22 protein-coding genes, 1 other RNA gene and 1 pseudogene are annotated in these 26,240 nt (G+C 40.4%); 16 read left to right on the forward strand and 8 right to left on the reverse strand.

The window, feature by feature from the left end; all coding sequences use genetic code 11:
• Positions 1 to 111 precede the first annotated feature (111 nt).
• Positions 112 to 507 (forward strand): MmcQ/YjbR family DNA-binding protein, encoded by a 396-nt coding sequence (locus CWB65_RS09255; protein ID WP_138740444.1) that lies wholly within the window; start codon positions 112 to 114, stop codon positions 505 to 507.
• 84 nt (positions 508 to 591) lie between these two features.
• On the opposite strand, the gene fadJ is transcribed toward CWB65_RS09255, so the two are convergent.
• The gene (gene fadJ, locus CWB65_RS09260) at positions 592 to 2,811 is read right to left on the reverse strand and encodes a fatty acid oxidation complex subunit alpha FadJ (protein ID WP_008126935.1); all 2,220 of its coding nucleotides are present in this window, start codon (positions 2,809 to 2,811) and stop codon (positions 592 to 594) included.
• On the reverse strand, positions 2,811 to 4,121 hold the full coding sequence (gene fadI, locus CWB65_RS09265) for an acetyl-CoA C-acyltransferase FadI (RefSeq protein ID WP_006793342.1): 1,311 nt from the start codon (positions 4,119 to 4,121) through the stop codon (positions 2,811 to 2,813). The genes fadJ and fadI overlap by 1 nt, the downstream gene beginning before the upstream one ends.
• Positions 4,122 to 4,427: 306 nt before the next feature.
• Here fadI and CWB65_RS09270 point away from each other — a divergent pair, with 306 nt between their 5' ends.
• The 8 genes from CWB65_RS09270 to CWB65_RS09305 are packed head-to-tail and all read left to right on the forward strand — an operon-like array spanning position 4,428 to position 12,678.
• A complete protein-coding gene (locus CWB65_RS09270) occupies positions 4,428 to 5,384 on the forward strand; it encodes an AAA family ATPase (protein ID WP_006793341.1) in 957 nt (318 codons plus the stop codon).
• Between the two features lie 3 nt (positions 5,385 to 5,387).
• The gene (locus CWB65_RS09275; protein ID WP_008126933.1) at positions 5,388 to 6,332 is read left to right on the forward strand and encodes a DUF58 domain-containing protein; all 945 of its coding nucleotides are present in this window, start codon (positions 5,388 to 5,390) and stop codon (positions 6,330 to 6,332) included.
• 3 nt (positions 6,333 to 6,335) lie between these two features.
• Positions 6,336 to 6,770, forward strand: a complete 435-nt coding sequence (locus CWB65_RS09280; RefSeq protein ID WP_008126932.1) for a DUF4381 domain-containing protein — start codon at positions 6,336 to 6,338, stop codon at positions 6,768 to 6,770.
• Positions 6,763 to 7,749: a vWA domain-containing protein gene (locus CWB65_RS09285; RefSeq protein WP_138740445.1), complete on the forward strand. Its 987-nt coding sequence runs from the start codon at positions 6,763 to 6,765 to the stop codon at positions 7,747 to 7,749. Before CWB65_RS09280 ends, CWB65_RS09285 begins: the two co-directional genes overlap by 8 nt.
• A complete protein-coding gene (locus tag CWB65_RS09290) occupies positions 7,749 to 9,659 on the forward strand; it encodes a VWA domain-containing protein (RefSeq protein WP_138740446.1) in 1,911 nt (636 codons plus the stop codon). Before CWB65_RS09285 ends, CWB65_RS09290 begins: the two co-directional genes overlap by 1 nt.
• A complete protein-coding gene (locus CWB65_RS09295) occupies positions 9,653 to 11,308 on the forward strand; it encodes a BatD family protein (protein ID WP_138740447.1) in 1,656 nt (551 codons plus the stop codon). The genes CWB65_RS09290 and CWB65_RS09295 overlap by 7 nt, the downstream gene beginning before the upstream one ends.
• Positions 11,309 to 11,368: 60 nt before the next feature.
• A complete protein-coding gene (locus CWB65_RS09300; RefSeq protein WP_021032391.1) occupies positions 11,369 to 11,926 on the forward strand; it encodes a sigma-70 family RNA polymerase sigma factor in 558 nt (185 codons plus the stop codon).
• Positions 11,926 to 12,678: a DUF3379 family protein gene (locus CWB65_RS09305; RefSeq protein WP_006793334.1), complete on the forward strand. Its 753-nt coding sequence runs from the start codon at positions 11,926 to 11,928 to the stop codon at positions 12,676 to 12,678. Before CWB65_RS09300 ends, CWB65_RS09305 begins: the two co-directional genes overlap by 1 nt.
• A gap of 66 nt (positions 12,679 to 12,744) precedes the next feature.
• On the opposite strand, the gene ggt is transcribed toward CWB65_RS09305, so the two are convergent.
• Positions 12,745 to 14,418, reverse strand: coding sequence for a gamma-glutamyltransferase (ggt, locus tag CWB65_RS09310; RefSeq protein WP_138740448.1), 1,674 nt, complete (start codon positions 14,416 to 14,418; stop codon positions 12,745 to 12,747).
• 139 nt (positions 14,419 to 14,557) lie between these two features.
• Positions 14,558 to 15,103 (reverse strand): GNAT family N-acetyltransferase, encoded by a 546-nt coding sequence (locus tag CWB65_RS09315; RefSeq protein WP_171047582.1) that lies wholly within the window; start codon positions 15,101 to 15,103, stop codon positions 14,558 to 14,560.
• Positions 15,104 to 15,153: 50 nt separating this feature from the next.
• On the opposite strand from CWB65_RS09315, the gene CWB65_RS09320 reads away from it, so the two are divergent.
• The gene (locus tag CWB65_RS09320) at positions 15,154 to 15,522 is read left to right on the forward strand and encodes a hypothetical protein (RefSeq protein WP_138740450.1); all 369 of its coding nucleotides are present in this window, start codon (positions 15,154 to 15,156) and stop codon (positions 15,520 to 15,522) included.
• A 71-nt stretch (positions 15,523 to 15,593) separates the two neighbouring features.
• On the opposite strand, the gene fabB is transcribed toward CWB65_RS09320, so the two are convergent.
• Positions 15,594 to 16,805 (reverse strand): beta-ketoacyl-ACP synthase I, encoded by a 1,212-nt coding sequence (fabB, locus tag CWB65_RS09325; RefSeq protein ID WP_008126923.1) that lies wholly within the window; start codon positions 16,803 to 16,805, stop codon positions 15,594 to 15,596.
• Between the two features lie 178 nt (positions 16,806 to 16,983).
• On the opposite strand from fabB, the gene mnmC reads away from it, so the two are divergent.
• The 4 genes from mnmC (at position 16,984) to CWB65_RS09345 (ending at position 21,719) form a co-directional block, all read left to right on the forward strand.
• The gene (gene mnmC / locus CWB65_RS09330; RefSeq protein ID WP_008126922.1) at positions 16,984 to 18,993 is read left to right on the forward strand and encodes a bifunctional tRNA (5-methylaminomethyl-2-thiouridine)(34)-methyltransferase MnmC2/FAD-dependent 5-carboxymethylaminomethyl-2-thiouridine(34) oxidoreductase MnmC1; all 2,010 of its coding nucleotides are present in this window, start codon (positions 16,984 to 16,986) and stop codon (positions 18,991 to 18,993) included.
• Positions 18,994 to 19,052: 59 nt separating this feature from the next.
• A complete protein-coding gene (locus tag CWB65_RS09335; RefSeq protein ID WP_138740451.1) occupies positions 19,053 to 19,382 on the forward strand; it encodes a hypothetical protein in 330 nt (109 codons plus the stop codon).
• A 173-nt stretch (positions 19,383 to 19,555) separates the two neighbouring features.
• A complete protein-coding gene (locus CWB65_RS09340) occupies positions 19,556 to 20,191 on the forward strand; it encodes an SDR family oxidoreductase (RefSeq protein WP_138740452.1) in 636 nt (211 codons plus the stop codon).
• A gap of 469 nt (positions 20,192 to 20,660) precedes the next feature.
• Positions 20,661 to 21,719, forward strand: coding sequence for a hypothetical protein (locus tag CWB65_RS09345; RefSeq protein WP_008126918.1), 1,059 nt, complete (start codon positions 20,661 to 20,663; stop codon positions 21,717 to 21,719).
• 95 nt (positions 21,720 to 21,814) lie between these two features.
• On the opposite strand, the gene ssrA is transcribed toward CWB65_RS09345, so the two are convergent.
• Positions 21,815 to 22,171, reverse strand: a transfer-messenger RNA (tmRNA) gene (gene ssrA, locus CWB65_RS09350).
• 267 nt (positions 22,172 to 22,438) lie between these two features.
• Here ssrA and CWB65_RS09355 point away from each other — a divergent pair.
• Positions 22,439 to 24,064: a flagellar assembly protein A gene (locus CWB65_RS09355; RefSeq protein ID WP_138740453.1), complete on the forward strand. Its 1,626-nt coding sequence runs from the start codon at positions 22,439 to 22,441 to the stop codon at positions 24,062 to 24,064.
• Here CWB65_RS09355 and rnt read toward each other — a convergent pair.
• Positions 24,048 to 24,731, reverse strand: coding sequence for a ribonuclease T (gene rnt, locus CWB65_RS09360; RefSeq protein WP_138740454.1), 684 nt, complete (start codon positions 24,729 to 24,731; stop codon positions 24,048 to 24,050). The two genes, CWB65_RS09355 and rnt, sit on opposite strands and share 17 nt — an antisense overlap.
• 205 nt (positions 24,732 to 24,936) lie before the next feature.
• On the opposite strand from rnt, the gene CWB65_RS09365 reads away from it, so the two are divergent.
• Positions 24,937 to 25,815: a flagellar protein MotY gene (locus tag CWB65_RS09365; RefSeq protein WP_008132510.1), complete on the forward strand. Its 879-nt coding sequence runs from the start codon at positions 24,937 to 24,939 to the stop codon at positions 25,813 to 25,815.
• A gap of 97 nt (positions 25,816 to 25,912) precedes the next feature.
• Here CWB65_RS09365 and CWB65_RS09370 read toward each other — a convergent pair.
• A pseudogene (locus tag CWB65_RS09370) lies at positions 25,913 to 26,176 on the reverse strand (EamA family transporter); the annotation flags it as partial.
• Between the last annotated feature and the right edge of the window lie 64 nt (positions 26,177 to 26,240).

A 26,240-nucleotide genomic window follows, 5' to 3' on the forward strand; every position in this document is an offset into this window, starting at 1 on the left:
TTATACCTTGTATTGACTTGTAAAATCTATATTTATACTAAAATACATATAATCAATTCATTAAAAAACTGCTATGGTGTATCTACCTAGTATGACTTCAAGGAATGGATCATGGATCAAATAAAAGTACATGAGTATTTAATCAAAAAGCCGCTTGTGTTGGTTACAAAACCATTTGCTCAAGAGGTTGATGTCTATAAAGTGAATCATAAAATGTTCGCCACGCTTGCTGTTGGTAACGATGGTGAAACAAACGAAAACGGTGAAGTAATTTGGTGGCTTAATTTAAAGTGCGATCCCGATGAGGCACTTTCGTTACGCGATATTTTCCCCGCGGTTACCCCCGGCTACCACATGAATAAGCGTTTATGGAATACGGTTATTTTAGACGGTTCAATCCCCCAAGGTGAAATTGAACGCATGATTGATAATTCGTTTAATTTAGTCGTGGAAAACATGCCTGAAAAAGACCGTAGCATGATAGCGCAACATTTAAATGCTGATTAAGCTTACTTATAAGCCTGTTACTTAGCCTAGTTAGGACACAAAAAAACCGCATCTAAAATGCGGTTTTTTAATACGTGTTAAACGTTATTTAGTGTCATCTTTAGCAACGTCTGATTGCTCTTCAGGCACAACGTCTGCTTCTTGCTCTGATGTTTCTAGCTTTACTACTTCAGCAACGGTTTCGTTTTGTGTTGGCTTTTCGCCATAAAACGTTTCACCTGACTCAGCCATTGATACTAATGACTCACAGGGTGCAAATATAGCGTTGCTATTAGCAAGCGTAGACATATCCGAACTTACTTTGCTCGTACCGAGTTTATCCATGTAGCTAAATGGACCACCGAGGAATGGCGGGAAGCCAATACCAAAAATAGCGCCAATATCACCATCACGTGGGCTTGCAATAATGCCCTCATCTAAACAACGCGCAGCTTCATTAAGCATTTGCGCTACACAACGCTGAGCAATTTCACTTTTGTTTAAACGTGAATTAGGCGTTACACCCAGCAACTCGTACACTGACTCGTCAACTTTTTTGCCTTTTTTCTCGTAATCATAAAAACCACGACCCGTTTTACGGCCAAGGCGTTTTGAATCAATCATACGTGAAAAGGCATCAGGTCCTTTAAAGCGCTCTCCCAATTCTTTTTCAAGAATAGGTGCGATCTTAGAGCCAATATCAATACCTACTTCGTCAAGTAATGCAAGCGGACCTACTGGAAAACCAAACTCTACAAGGGCTGCATCAATTTTTTCAATTGGCTCACCAGCAAGCATTAAGTTAGCCGCTTCATTTAAGTAAGGTGCAAGTATGCGGTTTACGTAAAAACCTGCCATGTCTTTAACAACAATTGGCGTTTTACCCTGCTTACGGGCAAAATTAACAACACGTGCGATTGTCTCTTGAGACGTACCTTCGTGCGGAATAATTTCAACCAGTGGCATTTTTTCTACTGGAGAGAAATAATGCAAGCCAATTACGTTTTCAGGACGTGTAGCATTTGCCGCAATCTGAGAAATAGGCAACGATGACGTATTACTCGCAAAAATTGTATTCTCTTGGCATTGCTGTTCTACGTCTGCAACCATACCTTGCTTAAGTGCTAAGTCTTCAAATACCGCTTCAATAACTAAATCAATGTGTTTAAAGCCACTGTAGTCAGTTGTACCGGTGATACGGTTCATTGTTAACTGCATATCTGCTTTAGACATAATGCGGCGCTTAAGGCGCTTATCAAGAATTTTGTAGGTGTAGTTCATCGCATTGCTAATGCCTTGCTCTGCGACATCTTTAATACGAACAGGCACTTTCGCTTTTACAGCACTTACATGGGCAATACCAGCGCCCATCAGCCCGCCACCTAACACGGCAGTTTTAGTCACTGCTGGCGCGTCATCGTTGCGCCACTCTTTTTTCATTTCGGTGGTTGCAAAAAATAAACCACGAAGCGCTTTAGATTGCTCACTCATAACAAGCGTTGCAAACCCTTCTGCTTCGGTTTTATATGCTTTAAGCTCATCAAGCTCAACGCTCGCTCGTACTGCTTTTATAATAGCCAATGGCGCTGGGTAATGGCCGCCCGTTTTTTTCAGTACGTTTTCTTTTGCTTTTTTAAAGATAAAGTTACGACCAAATGGGTTTGACTCTAATAGCTTGCTTACTTTATCGAGCTTTGGCTCTTTAGCTTGAGGCTTTTTCTTGGCAGCAAACTCTTTTGCCACTTTTAAAAGCACGCTTTGCGGTACGCAATCATCTAAAACACCGGCTTTTTTTGCCTGCTTAGGACGAATTTGCTTACCAGTAAGCATCCATTCAAGTGCTTTTTGAATACCCACTATTTTAGTTAAACGCTGCGTACCACCGCCTCCAGGTAATAAACCTAGTTGAACCTCAGGTAGGCCAATTTTAGTTAAATCGCTATCTGTACCAACACGGTAATCACACGCTAATGCAAACTCTAAACCACCACCAAGCGCAGCGCCATGAATGGCACTTACTGTAGTGTATGGTAGTTTTTTCATATCAAAAAAAGCTTGATGACACAGCTCGCTAATAGCAAGTGCATCTTCACGTTTTTCTACGCTATCAAGCATCTTTACGTCAGCGCCTGCAATAAAGTTATCGCTTTTACCGCTGATAAAAACCATGCCCTTAACAGCATGTTCTTGTGCTTGCGTAAGTAATGCTTTTAAATCGTCTGCAAACGAGTCACGCAGGGTATTCATTTTTTCACCCGGCACGTCAATCGTTACAACGGCAATTTTATTTTCATCTACCGCTAAATTAAATACTGAATCTGTCATTACGCGCTCTCCAATACAAAGGCTGCACCTAAACCACCAGCAGCACATGCTGTTGTTAATGCTAAACCGCCACCACGACGTTTAAGCTCGTTTAAGCTTTGTGTAATTAAGCGAGCACCTGTTGCTGCAAATGGGTGACCATATGCAAGCGAGCCGCCATTCACGTTAAACTTATCCATGTTAATTTCGCCAATTGCTTTGCTACGACCTAGCTTTTCTTGCGCAAACTTGTCTGAAGCAAACATCTTCATGTTCGCAAGGGCTTGCGATGCAAATGCCTCATGCATTTCAATTAAATCTAAATCAGCAAGGGTAATACCCGCTCTGTCTAGTGCGATAGGTGTTGAATGCGCAGGACCCATTAACATGTCTTGCTCCACACCAATGGCAGAAAACGCAAAACTACGTACGTAACCTAAAATTTCGTAACCAAGCGCGCGTGCTTTACTTTCGTTCATCATCAATACCGCAGCGGCACCATCTGTAAGTGGTGTTGCATTTGCGGCTGTAACCGAACCATGTTGACGGTCAAACACAGGCTTAAGCTTTGCGTAACCTTCAACTGTCGAATTTTTACGAATATTGTTATCTTCTTCAATAAAGCTTTTGTATGGCGGTAAATGTGCCGTCATTACTTCATCTTTTAACTTGCCATCAGCCCATGCTTGGGTAGCAAGTGAATGTGAACGATGCGCTAATGCATCTTGGTCTTCACGGCTAATATTATGTGTTTTAGCCATTTGCTCAGCAGTTTGACCCATTGAAAGGCCTGTTGAGTACTCTGCAACTGCAGGCGGTACTGGCATTAAGTCTTTTAAGCGCAGCTTTGAAAAAATTTGCAAGCGTTGACCCAAAGTACGCGCTTTGTTTAAATCAACTAAGCTACCGGCCAATTTTTTACTTACGCCAATAGGTAATACAGACGACGAATCGGCACCACCAGCAATACCTACACTCACAGAGCCCGCCATAATAGACTCAGCTACGTTAGCAATTGCCTGAAAGCTTGTAGCACATGCACGTGACACAGAATAAGCATCAACACCAACAGGCATGCCTGTACCAAGTACAATTTCACGCGCAATATTTGGCGCTTCTGGCATTTGTACTACTTGACCAAATACAAGTTGATCGATTTCTGACTTGTCGAAATTTAATCGCTCAAGCATTTCGTTAACCACTAATTTACCCATATCAAGTGCTGGTACATGGTGGAATGCTGTTGCTTGTTTTGCAAACGGTGTACGAAGGCCACTTACAATGGCAATACGATCACCCTTTGGTGTTTTTAGTATGTTTTGCTCAGACATTTATGCTCTCCCGCTGACAGGTCTGACCTGTTTGTTTTCCTCGATTCTAAACAACCCGTGTGCTAAAGCCAATAGATAAACTGAAATTTATACAAAGTAGTCATGTTTACATATCACACAATAGGCTTTTTTAAACGCATTTACAAAGATTTGTGGTACGCTAAAAACCGTTAAAAAATAACGAACTATTTTAAAAAATACAGTCTAACTCTTGAGTTACCCTATTATAAACCTTATAAATAGGTCAGTATTTGCAACCTAACCCATTTAGGTACTAACCCAGCTGACGAGGACAGTCCACTTATTATGGCAGCTAACGCATTTTCACAATTAAAAACGTACTTAGATACACAAATCATTGGCCAGCCAGAGCTTACTCAAGCACTACTTATTGCTATTTTAGCTGACGGCCACTTATTAGTTGAAGGCCCACCAGGGCTTGCAAAAACACGCGCTGTAAATGCGCTTGCAAAAGGGATTGAAGGTTCGTTTCAACGTGTCCAGTTTACACCCGATTTATTACCAGCCGATGTAACTGGCACCGATATTTACCGCCAACAAACAAGCGAGTTTGTGTTTGAGAAAGGCCCTTTATTTCATAACCTTATTTTGGCTGATGAAATTAACCGCGCCCCAGCAAAAGTACAATCAGCATTACTAGAGGCCATGGCAGAGCGCCAAGTTACGGTAGGAAAAAACACCTACCCACTTAGCGACTTATTTTTAGTAATGGCCACTCAAAATCCGCTAGAGCAAGAAGGCACCTACCCGCTGCCAGAAGCACAACTTGACCGTTTTTTACTGCATTTAAGTATTGATTACCCAGGCGCCGAGCACGAGCTAGACATTTTACGCCTAACGCGCGGTGAAGCATTAAAAGAGCAACAAGCTGTTTTACAAAAAATTAGCCAAAGCGATTTATTTGCTGCCCGCCAAGCAATTTTAGGTTTGTACTTAGCCGAGCCTCTTGAGCAGTATTTGGTTCAACTTATTATTGCTACGCGAGAAGGCGCGCAATTAGATGAACAACTAGGCCGCTGGATTGAATTTGGCGCCAGCCCTCGTGCCACTATCGCGCTCGATAAATGTGCACGTGCTCATGCATGGTTACAGGGCCGCGACTTTGTAGCCCCTGACGACATACAAGCGGTTGTTCATAATGTACTACGCCATCGCATTATTTTGAGCTACGAAGCCCAAGCCGATGGTATTACAAAAGACCAAGTAATTAGCCGAATTGTAGAACTGGTAGCTGTACCTTAATTTATGCATAAACAATTAGACCCTCAGGCATGGCTGAAACAAAGCCATAGCCACGGTGTTAATTTAGCACTAAAAGAGCTGATGTATTACAAAGCCAAAGCGCAACTGCTTGAGCTTGCTCCTAAGGTTAAAATTAAAAATACTTTAGCAGGGCAATATCTTGCACCGCATAAAGGCCGTGGTATGGAATTTGCCGAAGTTCGCCATTACCAGCAAGGTGACGACATTCGTTCAATTGACTGGCGAGTTACAGCGCGTACAGGCGAAACCCATACAAAACTTTTTCAAGAAGAAAAAGAACGTCCTGTATTTGTATTTACCGATTTTTCAAACTCGATGTTATTTGGCTCAAAGCTCCTGCTTAAGTCAGTGCAAGCTGCGCACATTAGTGCTTTAGTTGCATGGTCTGCCTGCCAGCGTGGCGACAGAATTGGCGGCATTGTATTTAATCAGCACGCTCATTTAGAGCTCAAACCCAGCGCGCGAGAAAAAGCCGTATTAAAGCTTTGCCACAATTTATGTGCTAACCACCAGCAAGCCCTTGGGGGAATTGATGCAAAAGCCCACAATAACTTTAGTGATAACCTAAAGCGCCTTAATCATTTGGCAAAGCCGGGTAGCTTGGTGTATTTGGTATCAGATTTTAGTTCTCTTGACGATGCAAGCTTCAAACAGCTTGAAATACTTAGCCGTCATTGTGAGCTTATTGGCTGTCATATTAGCGACCCATTTGAACATCAATTACCGGCTTATAAAAATACTGTAAGCGTTAGTACAAATGGACAAGATATTGCTTTGCCACTAATGGATAATGCCTTTAGAGCGCGCTTTGCTAAAAATGCAGAAGATACATTCAATAAGCGCCTGACCCGCTTAACTAAATCGGGTCTTAATTTAATATCGTTCAATGCAGCCGAACCACTTGAACTGCAGCTTGTGAGAAAATAAACCATGCAAACCAATCCACTCGATGGCCTGCACGATGTAATAGCACCTAACCAAGTTGATTGGTGGCCACTCGCCCCTGCTTGGTGGGTTATTATTGCTCTACTTTGCATTGCGCTTTTAACCGGTGTGTATGCAATTTATAAAGCGTACCAATTTAAAAAAGCAAAACGTTATGCCGTATCATTAAGTCAACAAGAGCAATACCCTCAGCATTTACATATTATTTTAAAACGCCTGGTTGTTGAATATTACGGTAAGCACCTTGCCACACAACCTACAAAGCAGTGGTGTGAAACGCTTAATACACTCAGTGGACTCACGTTTACTGAGAAAGAAATTTTAAGCTTGTACAGTAGCGAAAATAACAATGTCGATTTAAGTGAAAAATTTCGACAAGCAATCAAAAACTTTAAAGTAAAGGAGCCGCTATATGTTTGAATTTAGTTGGCCATGGCTTTTTTTGCTCCTTCCGTTACCTTTACTGCTTTTATTACTAAAGCCAGCAGCAAGTAGTAACAATACTCGCTTACGAATTCCGGGGTTTGCTCAGCACAGCTTGAATAATCAAAGTATTGAACCTCGATCACGTCGTTTATCGTTATTTGAATGGCTACTTTGGTTATTACTTGTCAGCGCAGCTGCTAACCCCACGTGGTTAGACGAGCCTATTTTGTTGCCAAATGAAGGCCGAGATATCATGCTTGCGGTGGATTTATCTGGCTCCATGACCGAACAGGATATGGCCTACAATGGTCAATATGTTGACCGCTTAACAATGGTAAAAGCAGTACTTAGCGACTTTATAGAACAACGCACTGGCGACAGACTTGGACTTATTTTGTTTGGCGATACGGCGTTTTTACAAACACCTTTAACGCGCGATTTAAAAACGGTAACTAAAATGCTTAACGAAGCACAAATAGGTTTAGTTGGACGCGCGACAGCTATTGGCGACGCACTTGGCTTATCAGTGAAACGTTTTGCCAGTAAAGACGACAGTAACCGAATCGTTGTGCTATTAACCGACGGTCAAAATACCGCGGGTAACCTAAACCCTGACGACGCATTATTACTCGCCCGCGAAGAGGGCATTAAAGTCTATACCATAGGTGTCGGCTCTGATAACCCACGTGGCTTTAGCCTATTTAATATGGGTGGCTCAGGCGGAAGTAATTTAGATGAGCGCCTACTAAAAAATATAGCTGACGATACCGGTGGCCTTTACTTTAGAGCCAAGGATGTAGCGGGCCTCAAACAGATTTACGCAGAGCTTGATAAGCTAGAGCCCATTAGTGCGGACGAAAAAACCTTTCGCCCACAAAGCTCATTATTTTATTACCCGCTACTTATTGCCATTTTACTAATTAGCTTAAACGTGATGCTAAGTACATTGCGCGCATTAAAGGAGCCAAACTAATGGATTTTGAATTTATTCGCCCTGCCATTTTATGGCTACTTATACCTGCAATTGGCCTATTTTTTGTAGCGTTAATTAAGCACAAAAAAACCACAGACGTGCAATTAATTGCACCGCACTTAGCCCAATTTGTCATCAGTGATACCAACACAAAAGCCAGCCAACCACTTTGGCTGATAGCTGTATTTTGCAGTTTAGGGGTTTTATTCAGTGCAGGCCCAAGCTTTGAAAAAAAACAGGTACCCGTTTTTCAAAGCAAAAGTGCTCGAGTCATCGTTATGGATATGTCTTATTCAATGTACAGCACCGACATTTTACCAAACAGGTTAACGCAAGCTCGTTTTAAATCCCTTGATATGATTGAGCTTTTTAAAGAAGGTGACACCGCGCTAGTTGCTTATGCTGGCACTGCGTATACCATATCGCCACTAACCAATGATGCCACAACACTCAGCAATTTAATTCCAAGCTTAAGCCCCGACATAATGCCCGACAAAGGCTCTAATGTTTTAGCTGGCCTCGATATGGCAAAAGAGCTATTAAATCAGGCAGGTTATATTGATGGCGATATTATTTTAATAACTGATGGTATAGAACAAGAAGAACAAAGCGATGTAACAAGCTTTATAAATAACACAACATTTAGACTCAACATTTATGGTGTAGGGTCAGAGCAAGGTGCGCCTATAAAGTTACCTGAAGGTGGTTTTTTAAAAGACCGGTACGGTCAAATTGTCATCCCTACTATAAATATTTCACAACTAAAAAGCTTAGCAACGCGCAGTGGCGGGAAATTTGCGCGCTATCAACCAAGTAATAGCGACATAAATACGTTTTCGCCAATGGCTAATAGTGAGTTATTAAAAGATGAAACACAAAGCCAAGCACTGTGGCGCATCGACGCCGGTATTTACGGGCTTTTGCTCTTGTTACCATTTGGTTTGTATTTATTCAGGCGCTCTGCCTTCTTAGGCGCGGTTTTGTTGCTTACCTTTTTACCTCAGCAAAACGCGTATGCATTGGAGCTCCCTACACTATTAAAAAATACAGACCAACGGGCTTTCACCGCCTATAAAAATGAAGAATACGACAAAGCCGCTAACGCGAAGTCAAACCAATTAAAAGGCGCAGCGCTTTACAAACAAGGCAATTATAACGCCGCTTTAGATGCATTTGGTCAAGATAAATCCGCCACAGGTTACTATAACTATGGCAATGCACTTGCCAAAGCGGGCAAACTTGAAGAGGCCATAAACGCTTATAAGCATGCTCAAACGCTGCAAAGTGATTTTAGTCAAGCCGCAGATAACCAAGCCTTAGTTGAGCAGCTGTTGAATCAACAAGAACAGCAAAACCAGCAAGAACAAAGTGGTGATGAATCTCAAAATCAAGAAAACCAGCAACAAAGTGATCAAAACCAACAACCCAATAACGAACAATCTGGGCAAGAGCAACAAAATAATGAGCAAAACGACTCGGCAAAAGGTGAAAACCAAAGCCAGAGCGATGCGAGCGAAAAATCAGAGCAAGAGTCTGAACCCTCTGAAGATCAGCAAGGGCAAACCGGTGAGCAATCAGAGGAGCAAAATAAACCTGATATGCAAGCACAACCACAAAGCGAACAAAGCGAAAATAAAAACGCTGAACAGCCTGACCAGCAACAGCCCCAATCGCAAGCAATGAGTGAGCAACCCGTTAGCGACGAGCAAAAACAAAAAGCGCAACAACAGGCAATGCAAGCACAAGCCAGTGAGCTTACAAATGAAGAAAAAGAAAAAGCCCAGCAGCTTAATCAGTTACTCAGAAAAGTACCGGACGACCCGGCAATTTTACTACGGAATAAAATGCAACTCGAAGCCCAAAAAAGACAATATCAACGCCGCCCTACAGGAGTAGAAAAATCATGGTAATGCGATTATTTTGCTGTTTATTGCTACTATGCGCGATCCCCTCGTTCGCAGCGACAAAACTTCAAGCGAGCGTAGATAAAAACCCTGTTTTGGCGGGGGAGTTTTTTATGCTCAATATATCAGTAGACGATAACGTGAAAGGTGAACAACCCGATACGTCTGTACTGCTGAAAGATTTTGTAGTCGGCCCAACAAGTTTAAGTACGCGAACTAACATCATAAACGGTAGCATTAATAAACAAACTACGTGGAGCGTTAAATTAATGACCCGCACCGAGGGGCAGTACACTATCCCCTCATTTACGGTAAGTGGATTAAGCTCGCAGCCAATTGATTTAACCGTGACAAAACGTGCTGCAAACGCTGACAATAATAACGACATTTTTGTAAAAACATCACTTTCTAGCAATTCACTCTATGTGCAAGAAGCAGGCGTTTACACACTAAAACTATACTTAGCTAAAGAGTTACTTGATGGTAGTTTAAGTACACCGAGCATGGAAGATGCACAGCTAACACAACTAGGTAAACAGACAGAAAGTTACGAATTAGTTGATGGTAAACGCTACCTAGTTATTACTCGAGAGTATTTGATTCAACCCCAAAAAAGTGGTCCTTATACTATTGCTGCCCCCGTATTTCAGGGCCGAGTGCAACAAAATTATCGCCAGTTAGAAGTGTCTGCAATTGGCGAAGACCAACAAATAGAAATTAAACCCATTCCCAGTGATTACAAAGGTGCATGGCTGCCCAGTGAGCTGGTGAACCTTGGTGAAGAATGGCAACCAAGTGATGACACCATTGAAGTAGGCACACCTATAACTCGTACAATTACACTTACAGCGCTTGGCGTCACCAAAGAGCAACTCCCAGATATAGAAATGCCAACAATAAATGGGATCCGTAGCTACCCTGATCAAAAAGAGAACAACAACGCAGTAAGAAATGGGCGTGTTGTTTCGCAACAAACTGCATCGTATGCATTATTGCCACAAACACCGGGCACTTACACCTTACCTGAAATTAAATTACCTTGGTTTAATACTAAAATTAACCGTATTAGTTTTGCCACGCTCCCAGCGCGTAAAATTACTGTAACGCCAAGCAGCACCGTTGTTAATACCCCTGTAAATACAGAGCAAAGTATTGATAATATACCCGTTGATGAAACTAAAGCTGACGCTGATACCTCAATCCAAATGCAAACTGCTCACAGCTACACGCCACTATGGCTTATTGCTGTTGCTGTACTGGGTTATATTTTATGGATTGGCACTGCAATTTATTATTGGTTTACCCGTTCTAATATAGATACCATTGAAAAAGTGAAGCCATTACCTACTCCACTCAACAAGCCAAGTTTAAAAAAGCTGTTAAACATAAAAAAAGCAGGTGATGTTAAGGCCTTTTACAATGAGCTAAATAGTTACGCTGTACAAATAACCAAACAGGATACCGGCGCTATTGATGAGTTATGCCGACGGATTAATAACTCACAGTTGAGTACTGAGGTAATTAAATTACAAGCGCAATTGTATGGAAATAAAGCTACAAACAGTGACCTTGGTGCTATTATAAAAATACTTGAGAGTGAGCAAGATCAAGCATCAAATTCGCAACAAACTGTATTAAAAGACCTTTATAGCTAAAATAAAGTTACGTATGAGTCTTTTTTCATTAAATAAAAATATAGTAGTAAAAAAGTGCTTATGCTGGGAAATAAAAAATCAAATAATCAGGTCTTAATCGATATGGCAGAGAAACAAAAACGTTATGAAGCCTTAGTTCACGTTTATAATAAAGAGCTTTACCGCTTTGCATACTGGTTGTGCCGTGATCCGCACATAGCTGATGATTTAGTACAAGAGACATTTTTGCGCGCTTGGCGCTCACTTGATTCTTTACTCGATCAAAAAGCAGCAAAACCGTGGTTACTGACTATTTTACGCAGAGAAAACGCACGACGATTTGAACGTAAACAGTTTGATTACAGTGATGTAGAAAACGATACGCTAGTTGATGAAACCAGTCATTCGCTTGATGATGAAATGGAGCAAACCGTTATTCAACGACAAATTGGATTGCTATCTGACGAATACAGAGAGCCACTATTATTACAGGTCGTAATGGGGTGCACCGGCGAGGAAATTGCCGACATACTCGATTTAAATAAAAACACGGTAATGACACGTTTATACCGTGCTAGAAACCAACTTAAAGAGGCTTTAAGCCGTGATGATGAACAACTTAAAGGGGCATCAAAATAATGGATGAACTTGAGTTTCGTCGCCGCACTATTGCGCAACCAAACGATATAGATAAGGAACTTATGGAGTTTGCCCAGAGCAACCCTGAGCGACAAAGTTTTATTACCGAAATGAAAGAATTTGATCAACACCTACAAGATGCACTCGATATACCTGTGCCTGATAACTTAGCTGATCGTATTATTTTAAATACATCGTTAAAAGAAAAAGCCTTACAAGAAGAGCAAGCTGCTGGCACCAATGTTGTTGATGCTAAATCGCGTTTTAAGTTTGACCGTGTGCACCTTGCCTTAGCGGCATCATTCATGGTCGCAGTGAGTGCGTTCTTTTTCAGCTCAGAGCAGCATATTGGCCACGAAGCGGGCGAGCATGCACTTGCGCATGTGTACTACGAAATAAATGCCCTTGATAAAAAATCCCCTATCAGCCTTCAAAGTGTTAATGACAAACTGGCCGTACTTGGAGGTCACATAGATGAGCTTCCTGGCGATATAACTTACGCTATGTTTTGTGATTTTAAAGGGGAAAGAGGCTTACATTTAATTTTTGAATCGGACTTTGGACCAATGACGGTATTTATTGTACCTTCAGAAAATAAATCGTTTGGTTTGGGAAATGATCATTTCCAAGATGAGCGCTTTGAAGGCCAAATCAATCGCGGATCGCAGGCTGATACTATTTTGGTTGCCAGTGTGGGTGCACCACTAGATACCTATAACGAGCGAGTAACCAACGCAATTCGCTGGCTCTAAGCCATAGTAAATAAAAAACCGCTTAGTACATACTAAGCGGTTTTTTTTTAATCTAATTTTAATTAGTTAAAAAACGATTGATTTACCTCTTCCTGAATTTTCAGACGCAGCATCTAATTCCCCATCTTTATTAATAATCACATGCATGTCACCAAAGTGGCGCTCGTCAATTGTGTAACCCATTTTTTGAAGCTCTACTTTTACCGCATCATTTAACTCTTTGTGAACACGTATAATGTTTTTAGGCCACAGCTGATGATGAAAGCGAGGCACGTTAACCACCTGCTCTGCACTCATATTAAACTCTATTGCATTTAAAATTGACTGGTAAACCGAGCTAATAATCGTTGTACCACCAGGTGAGCCGGTTACCATTTTTACTGTGTTATCCTTTAATAAAATGGTCGGTGTCATGGAGCTAAGCATACGTTTATGTGGCTGTATTTCATTAGCTTTACCACCTAACGCACCAAACGCATTCATAACACCCGGTTTTGCGCTAAAGTCGTCCATTTCATCATTTAAAATAAACCCGGCGCCTTCAACTACAACCCCACTACCAAACCCCAAATTTATAGTTGTGGTATTTGCTACGGCATTCCCCATTTTATCAACAATAGAAAAATGTGTGGTTTGTTCGCTTTCTTTCAGTCCGGGCTTTATTTTTTCGGTTGTTGAAATCGCGGTTAATGAAATATCAGCCATACGCTTTTTTAAATATAATTCATTGATTAATGCGTTTACTGGCACATCAAAAAAGTCAGGATCACCTAAGTACTCTGCTCGGTCTGCAAACACGCGTTTACCTATTTCAGAAAGCAAATGCACGTAAGACGACGAATTATGAGCCACTTCGTTATGTAGTTTTTGCAGTTCATACATTTTTAGCCATTGTAAAATTGCAATACCGCCTGAACTGGGTGGCGGCGAAGTAAGCACTTCATACCCGTTCCAACTTGCTTTTAATGGTGTGCGCGACTTAGCCGTATAATTTTTTAAATCAGCTTTGGTAATAATACCGCCATGCTTACGCATAAACTTTTCGATAATATTGGCTGTTTCGCCTTCATAAAACCCTGCTTGTCCGTCATCGCGAATTCGCTTTAATGTTTTTGCCAGCTCAGGTTGTGTAAATTTTTCATTGGCTTTTAAACCAGCAAAATATTTTTCGAAGTTAACATCTATTTTTTGCTCGTTTAAATAGCTTATGTAATTACTAACCCCTTGCGCCAATTTTGGTGGCACAATAAAACCTTGCTCAGCTAAAGTAACGGCAGGTTGTACTAATTTTTTCCATTCTACCGTACCGTGTTTTTTATGAGCTAACCACATACCCGCAACACTACCAGGTACACCACTTGCGTGTATGCCATAAATAGACCTATTAGGTATTACATTGCCTTGTTCGTCTAAGTACATGTCTCGGTGTGCATCTCTTGGAGCCGTTTCTCGGTAATCTATAAAATCACTTTTGCCATCTTTTTGGATCAGCATAAATCCGCCGCCACCAATGTTACCCGCTTCAGGCAGGGTTACAGCCAATACAAACTGTGCTGCTATAGCTGCGTCTACGGCATTTCCGCCCAGCTCTAATATATTTTTAGCCGTATCAGCACTGTACGAGTCAGGCATAGCAACAGCACTTTGCGCAACTTGCTTGGCTGCTACATGAAATGCACTGAATTGAAACACAAGTACACTCGTTATCACTAGCTTGGTTGGCGAAAAAAATAAGCCCATATAACGTCCTTAAATTATTGTTTTAGTTGTTGGAAGTTTCACTTAAAAGTTAAGTTAAAAATAATAAGCAGTATAACCTTCCCATATTTATGCACAGCATTTATGGCTAGGTCAATCCTTGTGGGTGCAGATTTTAGTCTTACTTTAGGCGTTTAGAATATAAAACAGCAGGTAAGTCACCCTGCTCATCAGTATGCGTGTAAGATTTGACAAACGTTAGTCCAAGCTTTTTCATTACTTTTATAGAACTTATGTTATCTGCTAACGCACTTGCACTAATATAATTAACATCAGGCTGTTTGGTGAGCTCTGCGCATAATGCTCTCGCGGCTTCCGTTGCATACCCCAGCCCCCAGCTTATTTGTTTAAAGCGCCAACCAATTTCAATATCACTAAAGTTTTGTTGTTCACTAAAAAAATCCATAGGTCTTAAAAGGACCCAACCAATAAATGTATTGGTGTCTTTAGTTGTCACAGACCAAAGCCCCCAACCCTTTTTAGCATTGCGATATGCCAGCATACGCGGTATCCCCTCTTCTCTAATTTGTTTTTTAGTTGTAGGCACACCACGCGTTAAAAATTGCATTACTGCAGGGTCTTGATCAAGCTCATATAGTTGTTGCCAATCATGCTCGTTCATTAATTTAAACTTTAACCGCTCTGTTACGGGAACGTTCATTTTCATTACTCTATACTTATCTGGAATTAACTATTAATCTCTTGAGGAGATAGCATATGAACAAATTAGCAGGTTTAGCATTATTAGGCACTTTAATTACTTTAACCGGTTGTGAAGACGCTAAAGAAGTAAAAGAAGAAACAAAAGAAAAAAGCGCTCAAATGCAAGAAAAACTAGGCGATGCCTGGAATGAAGTAAAAGAAACAACACACGATCTTAAAAATGATGAGTCGTTAAACGAGTTACTTCAACAAAGCAAAGCCATGGGCTTAAACATGTACGACGATGGTAAGGAAATTGCTATCGATGCATGGATAAAAAGTAAAGAAGCCGCAGGTGAATTAACAGAAAAAACCAAGCAAAAAGCCCAAGAGATTGCAGACGAAATTGAGCAAGCCCGCGAAGAACACAGTAAGGGGGAATAACTCCCTTTATAATAAAAAGGTAAGCCATTGTGGCTTACCTTTTTTTAACCGAAAAAAACAAATGTAGGTAATTAAGCTTTGTATTTGCTCATTACCAAAGTGGCGTTTGTACCACCAAAGCCAAAGCTGTTAGACATCACTGTATTTAACTCTACATCTTTGCGTTCAGTAACAATATCTAAACCTTCAGCCTGCTCGTCTAATTCATCAACATTAATTGAAGGTGCTACAAAACCATGCTCAAGCATTAACAAAGAGAAAATGGCTTCATGCACACCGGCAGCCCCTAGGGCATGACCCGTCATTGCCTTAGTCGCACTGATCATGGGCGAGTTACCACCAAATACGTCTTGAATTGCACCAAGCTCTTTAACATCACCCACAGGTGTTGATGTACCATGCGTGTTAAGGTAATCAATGCTGTCTACATTTTGCATTGCTTGACGCATACAACGTGCAGCACCCTCGCCCGATGGAGCAACCATATCGTACCCATCAGATGTAGCACCATACCCTACTATTTCAGCGTAAATATGTGCGCCGCGTGCTAATGCATGCTCTAGCTCTTCTACAACTACAATGCCACCACCGCCAGAAATAACAAAACCATCACGGTTAGCATCATAAGTGCGCGATGCTTTTTCTGGTGTTTCGTTGTATTTAGTAGAGAGTGCACCCATTGCGTCAAATTCCATTGCAAGCGTCCAGTGAAGCTCTTCACCGCCACCAGCAAACACAACGTCTTGCTTGCCAAGTTGAATTTGTTCAACCGCATTACCAATACAATGCGCCGACGTAGCACATGCTGAACTAATTGAATAATTAACCCCTTTTATTTTAAAAGGAGTCGCTAAACATGCTGAAGTTGTACTGGCCATAGTGCGAGGCACCATGTAAGGGCCTACACGCTTTACGCCTTTCTCACGTAAAATATCGGCGGCTTCTACTTGCCATTTAGATGAACCACCACCAGAGCCAACTATAATACCCGTGCGCTCGTTTGACACTTGCTCTTCTGATAACCCTGAGTCTTCAATTGCTTGAGTCATCGAAATGTAAGAGTACGCAGCAGCATCACCCATAAAGCGCATTGCTTTGCGGTCAACATGGTCTTTAACGTTTATATCAATTTTACCTGATACGTTGCTGCGCAAGTTGTAGTCAGCAAACTCTTGGTTGAAAGCGATACCACTTTTACCTGTTTTTAATGACTCTAAAACTTCTTCTTTGTTGTTACCAATGCTTGATACAACACCGATACCGGTAATTACGGCTCTTCTCATGGGTGATTCCCTTAGCTTAATACTTAATTGCGTTTTATTTTACGCGAATTTAATCACTTAAGTGGTCAGCTTTCTAGCGTACACTTGTACTCTGAACTGCTAGCTTATAAATAACGCCAGACTATTACAAAGAAAACCCGTAAAATAATGAAAAATATATTTTGTAAATTTAAACATTATGATTAAAAACGCACATATACACTTTAACGATTTAGGTACACCATTTGCTGATGACTTTGGTGATATTTATTTTTCGAATGACGACGGTCTTGCTGAATCGCATTATGTGTTTTATGAGCAAAATAATATAGAAACTCGATTACAAACTCATGACCAACCCCACTTTGTAATAGCAGAGACAGGATTTGGTACTGGGTTAAATTTTTTGAATACATGGCAACACTTTAACGATCATATTGCACGTCAACAATCACAAAATCAATTAGATAAAGGTGTAAAGCGCCTTCACTTTATTTCGTTTGAAAAATACCCATTAAAAGTTAACGATTTAAGCAAGGCGCTTCAAGCGTGGCCTACATTACAAAAATTAAGTGAAAAACTCGTCAACAATTACCCTATTAATTTACAAGGGTGTCACCGACTTGAGTTTGACAACGGACGTGTTGTCCTCGACTTACATTTTGGCGATGCACTCGCGTCTATTAATACAATGAGCTACCCACAAACAGGGATTGTAGATGCCTGGTATTTAGATGGGTTTGCCCCAAGCAAAAACCCTGAAATGTGGCAGCAAAGCTTATTTAATAGCATGGCTGACATTTCAAAAGCAAAGGCAACTCTAGCTACGTTTACAGCAGCAGGTTTTGTTCGTCGTGGTTTAATAGAAGCCGGGTTTGATACAATTAAAACCAAAGGCTTTGGCAAAAAAAGAGACATGCTAATTGGCCAAATACCTCATGCAAACACGGCTCAGTCAGCCCCCCCTTACTTTAATCAAGACGATAGTAAACTTAATAATGTTGCTATTATTGGCGGCGGTATAGCCAGTAGTTGTATTTTATACAGCCTTGCTAAACGCGGTATAAACGCTGAATTATTCTGCAAAGACCCGCAGCCTGCCATGGGTGCGTCACATAATGTGCAAGGCGCGGTGTATCCTCATTTACAAGCTAAAGATTCACCCCATAGTGAACTTTTTGCGCATAGTTTTTTATACGCAAAGCGCGTTTATCAGCAATTATTAAATGATGGATTTAGCTTTGATCACCAATGGTGTGGTGTTTTGCAACATGCTGTAAAAAAGCCCCTTGCAGATAAACACAAAAACCTTGCTCAAAAGCAACTTTGGCCAAAGCAACTTATGCAAAACGTAACCGCAGAGCAAGGCGATGAAATAGCCGGCGTTAAAACTGGGTACCCCGGTGTTTATTTTGAACAAGGTGGCTGGGTTAATCCACCACAACTTGTTAATGCAATGCTAGGCGCAGCCAATAAGCTAATACCCCACAACAGCCACTTTAATTGCAATATAGTAAACATAGAAAAAACAGCAAACGGCTGGGTTTTAACAAGCAATAATCAACAGTTTGGCCCATTTAGCGATGTTATTATTTGCGCTGGTGAGCACAGCGACACATTTGAGCAAACAAAATCACTTCCTATTGTAGGCGTGCGCGGGCAAGTATCGCATGTTCAAGCAAGTCCTGAATCTCGAAAGCTTAAAACGGTACTTTGCCATAAAGGCTACTTTACACCAGCTTATTTAGACCATCATTGCATGGGCGCTACATTTGATAAAAACAGTAAAAGCCGCCATGTTTCAGATGAGGATAACCAAACTAACCGTGCTCAACTCATAAACTTTTACGATCATAGCGACTTTGCTACAACGTTAGGAAAAGTAAGCTCTGCAAAAGCAGCAGTAAGATGCACATTCATCGACCACTTGCCAATGGCTGGGCAATGGTGTGAACAAAGCGATTATACAAATGCATTTGCAAACCTGAGGTTGGGTAAGCGTTATCAATATTTGCCTCTCAATCACCCTCAACAAGGGCTACATATTTTTACGGGCTTTGGAGCTCGTGCCTTGTGCAGCGCACCACTGTGTGCTGAACATTTTATTAGCTGCTTAGCAAACGAGCCGCGCCCACTCAGCGAGCGAGTAAGCCAAGCTATACACCCCGCTCGCTTTATTGTAAGAGATTTAATTCGTAATAAAATATAAATGACAAAGCCCACTATTTGGGTAAACTGTTCTCAATAAAAGGAACTTAAAGAGTCACAATGAAAAAATTAATTATACTATCGCTGTTATTGTTTACCTCGTTTAAAACACTTGCCATAAATGTTATTGATATTGCAGTGCCAGATGAGTTTATAACAACTATGGAAGTAACAGATGAATACCCACTTGTTAAAACTGGGTATTTAACGCAGTCTATTTCCTCCATTACAGACTTTTATCAGCAACAATTAGGTGACCCATTGAAGATAACCGGCAGTGAAAACTACCGCACCCTTTATTACAATTACCAAAATCGTAAAGTACGTATTAGCTTATACCACCGTAACTATGTGACCGAAGTGAGTATAATGATTGAAAAAATATTATAAAAAAAACACAAATATAACTACTCATTTTCATACTCAGTTAAGGTACTCTTTTTATATTAAATGTTTTTTAAAATTAATACGTTAATGTCTCTTTTTGCCCTTTAAAAACAATTTTTAAGCCCAAGGTCTACTTGTAAGCAAATACATTTACTAACAAGTGAAAGGAGTTAATTATGAGTAAGACCTTAATTATTGGCGCTAGTGGTCAAATTGGTAAAATGACAACGGAGTTATTACTTAAGAACGAACAAAATGTTACCGCCCTTGTTCGTGATAAAACTAAGCTAAGTGATTTAGAAAGCCCGTTTTTAAATATTGTAGAGCAAGATTTAGAAGGTGATTTTAGTGAAGCTATTAAAGGTTGTGATCAAGTAATTTTTGCGGCTGGTTCTGGTGGAAGCACCGGCGACGACAAAACACTATTAATTGATCTATGGGCTGCAGCAAAAGCGGCTAATTACGCAAAAAACAATAACGTTAAGCACTTTATTATGGTCAGCTCAATAGGTGCAGATAACCCTGACGCAATAGAAAGTGATTTAAAACCATACTTAGTTGCTAAGCATATGGCCGATGAACACCTTGCCAGTAGTGGTTTAAATTACACCATTGTTCGCCCGGGTACGCTCACTAATGAAAGCGCATCAATGAAAGTGACAACACAGCGCCCTGATGACCAAGATAAGGCTGAAATTAGTCGTGAAAATGTAGCCAATGCACTGCTGCATATCGCAACCAATTCGTTTGAAAAGAACCGTATTTTTGAACTTTTTGACGGTGATACTGCCATTAAATCTGCGGTTAAATAGCCAAAGTGCTCCATTAACAAAAGCGTTAATGGGGCAACACTTTCAACTATTAGCAAGTTAACTAAACAGCTGACACTCAAAACAAGCTGCTAATATTTAATTCAAAAAGAACAAATCATTTAGATACGCCACAACAGCCATAAGGCGACCCCAAACAATTTACCCTCTAACCACGTCAACAACTGCAAACCAAAGCATTGCCTATAAGAGTTAACAAATTAGCAATAGAATCCCTTGACGATAAGCCCCTAGTGAGCAGCGTTCTGTGACCTAAACGTAACCTACTATCCCTCTTTCTTTCAAATTTTCCTCTCGTAAAGTCATTTACTGTATTAAGTTTAAGCACATTAAATTATTAATAAAAAATCATTAGTGAGGAATATAGAAAACAGAGTCTTAATCTGTTAAGTTTATGTTATGTATATAGATAAAAAAGCTCCTTAAGGGAAATGAAAACAAAGGAATTAAAGTGAGCGCTACATTTAAAATTATTTTTAATGGCCAACTACAGCAACATGCCGATATTTCATTGGTACAAAAACAACTTAGCCAATTTTTAAATATTCCCCATACTATTGCTATAAAGTTGTTTGATGGTAAATCCTACGCATTAAAAAAAGATCTAACGAGTATAGAAGCCGTTAAAGCAGAATCGTCACTAAAAAAAATGGGCTTAATAACACGAGTTGAACTGCATCAATCTACCGCTCTTACAACAAAGCAGTATCCTTTAGCGTTAAAAAAATTAACAAAACATGATGATGCAGAAGAACATAAAACGTCTAATTCAAAACGTACATTACTGCAGAAAAAAACTAATTCTATACAAACTATAATTACGCGTTACAAAAACGACAAAGTAAAGCTACAGCGCTCTTCACTAAAAAGCCTACTCTATCTTTGCTATATAGCTCTGTTAGTTATGACAATTACGGGCCTTACTCTTAGCTATAATTTGCTTTCAAATACAATGAGTGAATCACAAAGTAACACGATAATTGGCTTAACCTACCAAGATTACAAACAGTACATAACTGAGCAAAAGGCAGTTAGTAATCAACAAAAAACGAATCTGAGTGCCAATAATAATGCACAGCAAAGCCACGATAGCGAGCAGTTCAATCGGTTTTCTCTATTAATTAATAGCTATGCCGACAGTGTAAAGCAGCCTAATATTGAAAAAATGGGAGGAGAAAAATTAAACCTTCGCCTGCAAGAAATAGACGACTTAGGTGAGAAAAATGCGTTTTGGTTGCAACTCATTAATTTAGCAAAAAGTTTAAATAATGACGCACATACAATGAGTACACTCAATAATACAGATCCAAATAAAGTACAATGGATCAACGCCGTAGACTGGATAAGCCAGCGTTATATTAGGCAGCAGCAAAATGGCAACGCACACCCTAAAGTTAATCAGCCCAACAACGCCGTAATTAACTTAACGCTATCAATTAGTGTTTTATCACTACTTATATTAATGATCATTGTGATAAAAATGAAGCTACGCACAATAAGAGAATCATAATAGCTTTTATTAACCACATAAAAAAACCCGCAACTTGATTGCTCAAGTTGCGGGTTTTTTAGGGTTTTTAAACAAACGAATTTAAAAACCGATATTGGTGGAGCTGGGGGGATTTGAACCCCCGTCCGAAAAGCCTCGACCGTCGGTACTACATGTTTAGTATTGTCATTTAATTAACCTTTAAATCCCGGACAAACACGGTAAGTAAAGGCGAGGCCGCTTAGTTTTAACGCTTCAACCCCGGCCAGGGTTTCCATCGCGATCAGGTGTTAGGGTGACACTCCAGAATCCAGTCCACAAGAATACATGGAAGGAGCGCTAGCCAGCCTAAGCTGCTAGAGAGTAGTTATCGTCGTTTGCGATTACTTTAGATTGCGGCTTTTTTACGAGGCAAACCGCACCTCGACATGCACCTTGGGCTTCTTGAATTCCGTCGAATCCTAATCAGCCCCTGAATTAGTAAACTCATTCAGAGCGTGCAAGCAGTATAACTGAGTAAAGTGATGATACTCAAGGCTTAATAACGCTTTATTTGATTTACACAGGCTAACTGCATATTTAGCAACCAAATTAGCAATAATGTATTAGCCACAGTAAACATTTACTTAACAATATGGCAAACCTGTGTTCAAATAAGGGATTAGCCAGCTAGTGCTAAAGGTTTAGTTGTAACTGTAAAGGTTAAGAATAATAACAGGCATAAGAAGTAGGGATTTAAAATGTCGGTTTTTTCATTAGATAAAAATACAGGGTGTGTTTCTTTAATTAAACATCCTATTGATAGCGGTTTTCCGGTCACAAGCACTCAATTAATTGAAATGTTTGAACAATCTGAATTTGGCGAGTATGAAACTATTACAGCTAATATCGGGAAACTTTTTGCGCCTTCTAAAAACCACAAAGAAGTATCTTTAGTGATTGCTAAAGCAGTGGATGCCACTATTGCTATTAATATTGATGAAAAGAATATGGTCGCAGAGGCCACTATTACTACAGCTAAAGGTGGATCACTGCTAACAATGGAAGATGCGCAAGAGGCGCTTAGCCAAGCAGGTGTAAAAAAAGGGATTAGTCCGCGTGCGCTTGATAGTTTTTTAGGCCAACAGTTTGAAAAAGCTTCAGGTGTAGCATATAGCGCTATTGTAGCCCATGGCCGCAATCCAAAAGAAGGTAGCGATGCTAAATTTGTTCGCCTTTGTTCAACAGCACAAGATCGCGTTTTAAGCCCGCAAGCAACCGCTGGCGGTAAAGTTGATATGAAAGATCTTGGGGCTATCATTACTGTTAAACCGGGCACTCCTCTTATGCAACGTATAGCCGCCACCCAGGGTGAAGACGGATACACGGTGTTTGGCGATATTATCCCTGCTTCGCCAGGAAAAGAACTTGAACTACAACCCTTTGAAGGGACAAAAATAGACCCAACAAACCCTAATTTACTGATTGCAGATTGCAAAGGCGTTCCTGTTGCGCTGCCACGTGGAATGCGCGTTGACGACGTTTTATGTTTCGATAATGTAGATGTAAGTACAGGCCACATTGATTTTGACGGCAGTGTAATTATTAGTGGCGATATAAAAGACGGAATGCGAGTAAAAGCGAAAGGTGACATTACTGTTTTAGGCTTTGTTGAATCAGGAATTGTGCAGAGCGAAAGTGCTGTAACTATTGTATTAGGTGCCATAGGCCGAAACCGTGAAAACGAAGAAGCATTTACTTGCCGTATTTCAGCCAAGCGTACAATTTCTATAGGCTATGCTCAATATTGTGACATTAAGACTGAACAAAGTTTATTCATAGAGCGCCAAGTATTACATTGTGACCTAACAGCTAAGCGTTTAATACGTGTTGGCAAAGCCGATAACCCTCGTGGCAAAATTATTGGTGGTAATATATTTGATGCAATGCGTATTGAAACAGGTGAATTAGGTGCGCCTGCTGGTACTAAAACGCGTGTATTTTTAGCACAAAATTGGTTTGAACTGCGTGATAAGCAAAGCCAAATTAACGACTTTGAAAAGGTATTAAGTACTAAATTACTGGAATTAAAAAATGCGCGAACTAAAGCAGAGAAAATAACTAACCCTGCTCAGCGCAAGCAATTTACTGATAAAATTACGGCTAACGAAAAGCAAGTGAATGTCCGCTCTCGTCATGTTAAGCAACAAAAAGCAATCGTAAAAAGAAAAATAGCCCAGCTACTAGCCTCTAGCCGCTTAAAAGTGAACGAGTTAATGCACCCTGGTGTGGAGCTTAAAATAGCAAAAGAAACTAAACAGTTTTCGCGTATTTATCCCCCCCACTTCGTAAGATTATCTGAGGGTAAAATTACTCAGTCGTTTTAGCTTCGTTGGCGGCTTCATCATCGTCACTTTCATCGAGTGGCGCAAGCGGCCAACCGCCTAACTCTTGCCAGCGGTTTACAATTAAACAGTATAATTCAGCGGTGCGTTCTGTGTCGTAAAGTGCCGAGTGTGCTTGACTGTTATCAAATTCAATTCCAGCTGCACGACAAGCTTTAGCTAATACTGTTTGGCCTAAAGCAAGCCCTGCTAACGTTGTTGTATCAAAGCTCACAAATGGATGAAACGGTGTGCGCTTTATATTATTGCGCTCAATAGCCGCATTTAAAAAGCCATGATCAAACGCGGCGTTATGCGCCACAATAACAGAACGCTGGCACCCTGCTGCCTTTTGCGCTTTACGCACGACCTTACAAATCTCTTTGATAGCGTCTTCTTCTGCGACTGCACCTCGTAATGGCGAAAATGGGTCAATGCCGTTAAACTCAATTGCTGCTTGCTCAATATTTGCGCCTTCGAACGGCTCAACGTGAAAATGCACTGTTTGATCTATGCTAAGCAACCCGTCATCATCCATTTTTAAAACAGAGACTGCAATTTCAAGTAATGCATCTGTCTCTTTGTTAAAACCAGCAGTTTCAACATCAATAACAACAGGAAAAAAGCCACGAAAGCGTTTTGCGAAAAGGGTTTGCTCAGTATTTGCCATAGTATTCTTGGTTTGTAGGTATAAGCCTTCTATTATGTCAAAAGTAGGTGCCGTTCGGCTAGGGACTTTTACCTATTATTTATGCCTATAATTATAGGCATACAATTTGCTTTAAGTGATACTAGCTAAGTGTTAACTGCTATATAATGTGGCAGTACTGAACAAAGCCAAATTTTTGGCGTGTCGGGTTTACGGGGAGTCTTTGATGAAATTAAAGTTATTATTAATGAGCGTTAGTATTAGCTCTGCGCTATTGAGCGTCAGTGCACATGCGGCCATGCGTAATTACTCTGCAAATCAAGACAGTTCAAATTGGGAAGTGGTTAAAACAACACGTTTGCAATGCCAGTTGAACCATGAGGTACCTTACTATGGCGAGGCTATTTTTAAAGCATCGGCGAGTAAAAATAAAAACCTAACTTTCAATTTAGATATGGTTGTTCGCCCTGAAAATTACGCCATTGCAGGGCTTAAAGCAGTTCCTCCTTCTTGGCGCTCTGGGCTGCCAGCACGCGACATAGCAAATATGAAGCTACTTAAAAAGTTTGATGGTGAACTCGGTAATCAAACTGCTTGGGAAATGCTTACAGAACTTGAAAAAGGGTTTTACCCCACTTTTTATTACCAAGACTGGCAAAATAGTGCCGATAAAATTGCCGTTGGTATTTCAAGTGTAAACTTTAAGCAAGCCTATTGGGCCTTTTTGCAATGCCGTGACGAACTATTACCTTACAGCTTTGAGGATATTTCGTTTACAGTGATGAACTATCAATCTAATAGCAGTAAGTTAACTAAGTCATCCCAGCAACGCCTTGATAAAATTGCTGAATATCTAAAAAACGATTCAACCATTGAGTCCATTAGTATTGATTCTTATACCGACAGTTATGGCGGTCGTTGGAACAACTTAGACCTATCTCGTAAGCGTGCAAAAGCGATAAAAGATTATATGGTGAGCTTAGGTGTGGATGAAAATAAAGTAAAAACAACGGGGTTTGGTGAAAAACGCTTTGTAGACACCAATGATAATATTTTAGGCCGCGATAAAAACCGCCGTTTGATCATTCAAATAGCTAAAATGTAGGGGGTTTACTTAATTGACGAGGTTACAGACTTTGCGCCGTGATTTAACTAACCGCCCCTCGATTAAACAGGCTTCAAGCCACAAAGTTAAACACACCCTAGCGCTTACTTTTAGTTTTTAAGTATTTATCACCAAATTGAAAAAAGCCTAAACTAATTACAATAATAGCAGCGCCAATTATTAGCTCTTTACTTAGTGGCTCGTTATTAAGCCACGCACCTAACCCTATTGCAAAGCTAGGTGTAATAAGTGTTGTTAACGCAACGGTGCTCGCGTTTAAGTTTTGTAAAACATGAAAATATGCCAATGCCCCTATTAACGACCCAAATAGTCCTAAATAACCAATTGCCCAAAGCGACTGAATCGCCCCGTGTTTGCCAGAGACTCAATAACTTGAGAAACTGGAACTATGAAAAAATCAAATC

This window comes from Pseudoalteromonas sp. S554 (assembly GCF_005930865.1).
Taxonomy (GTDB): Bacteria; Pseudomonadota; Gammaproteobacteria; order Enterobacterales; family Alteromonadaceae; genus Pseudoalteromonas; species Pseudoalteromonas marina.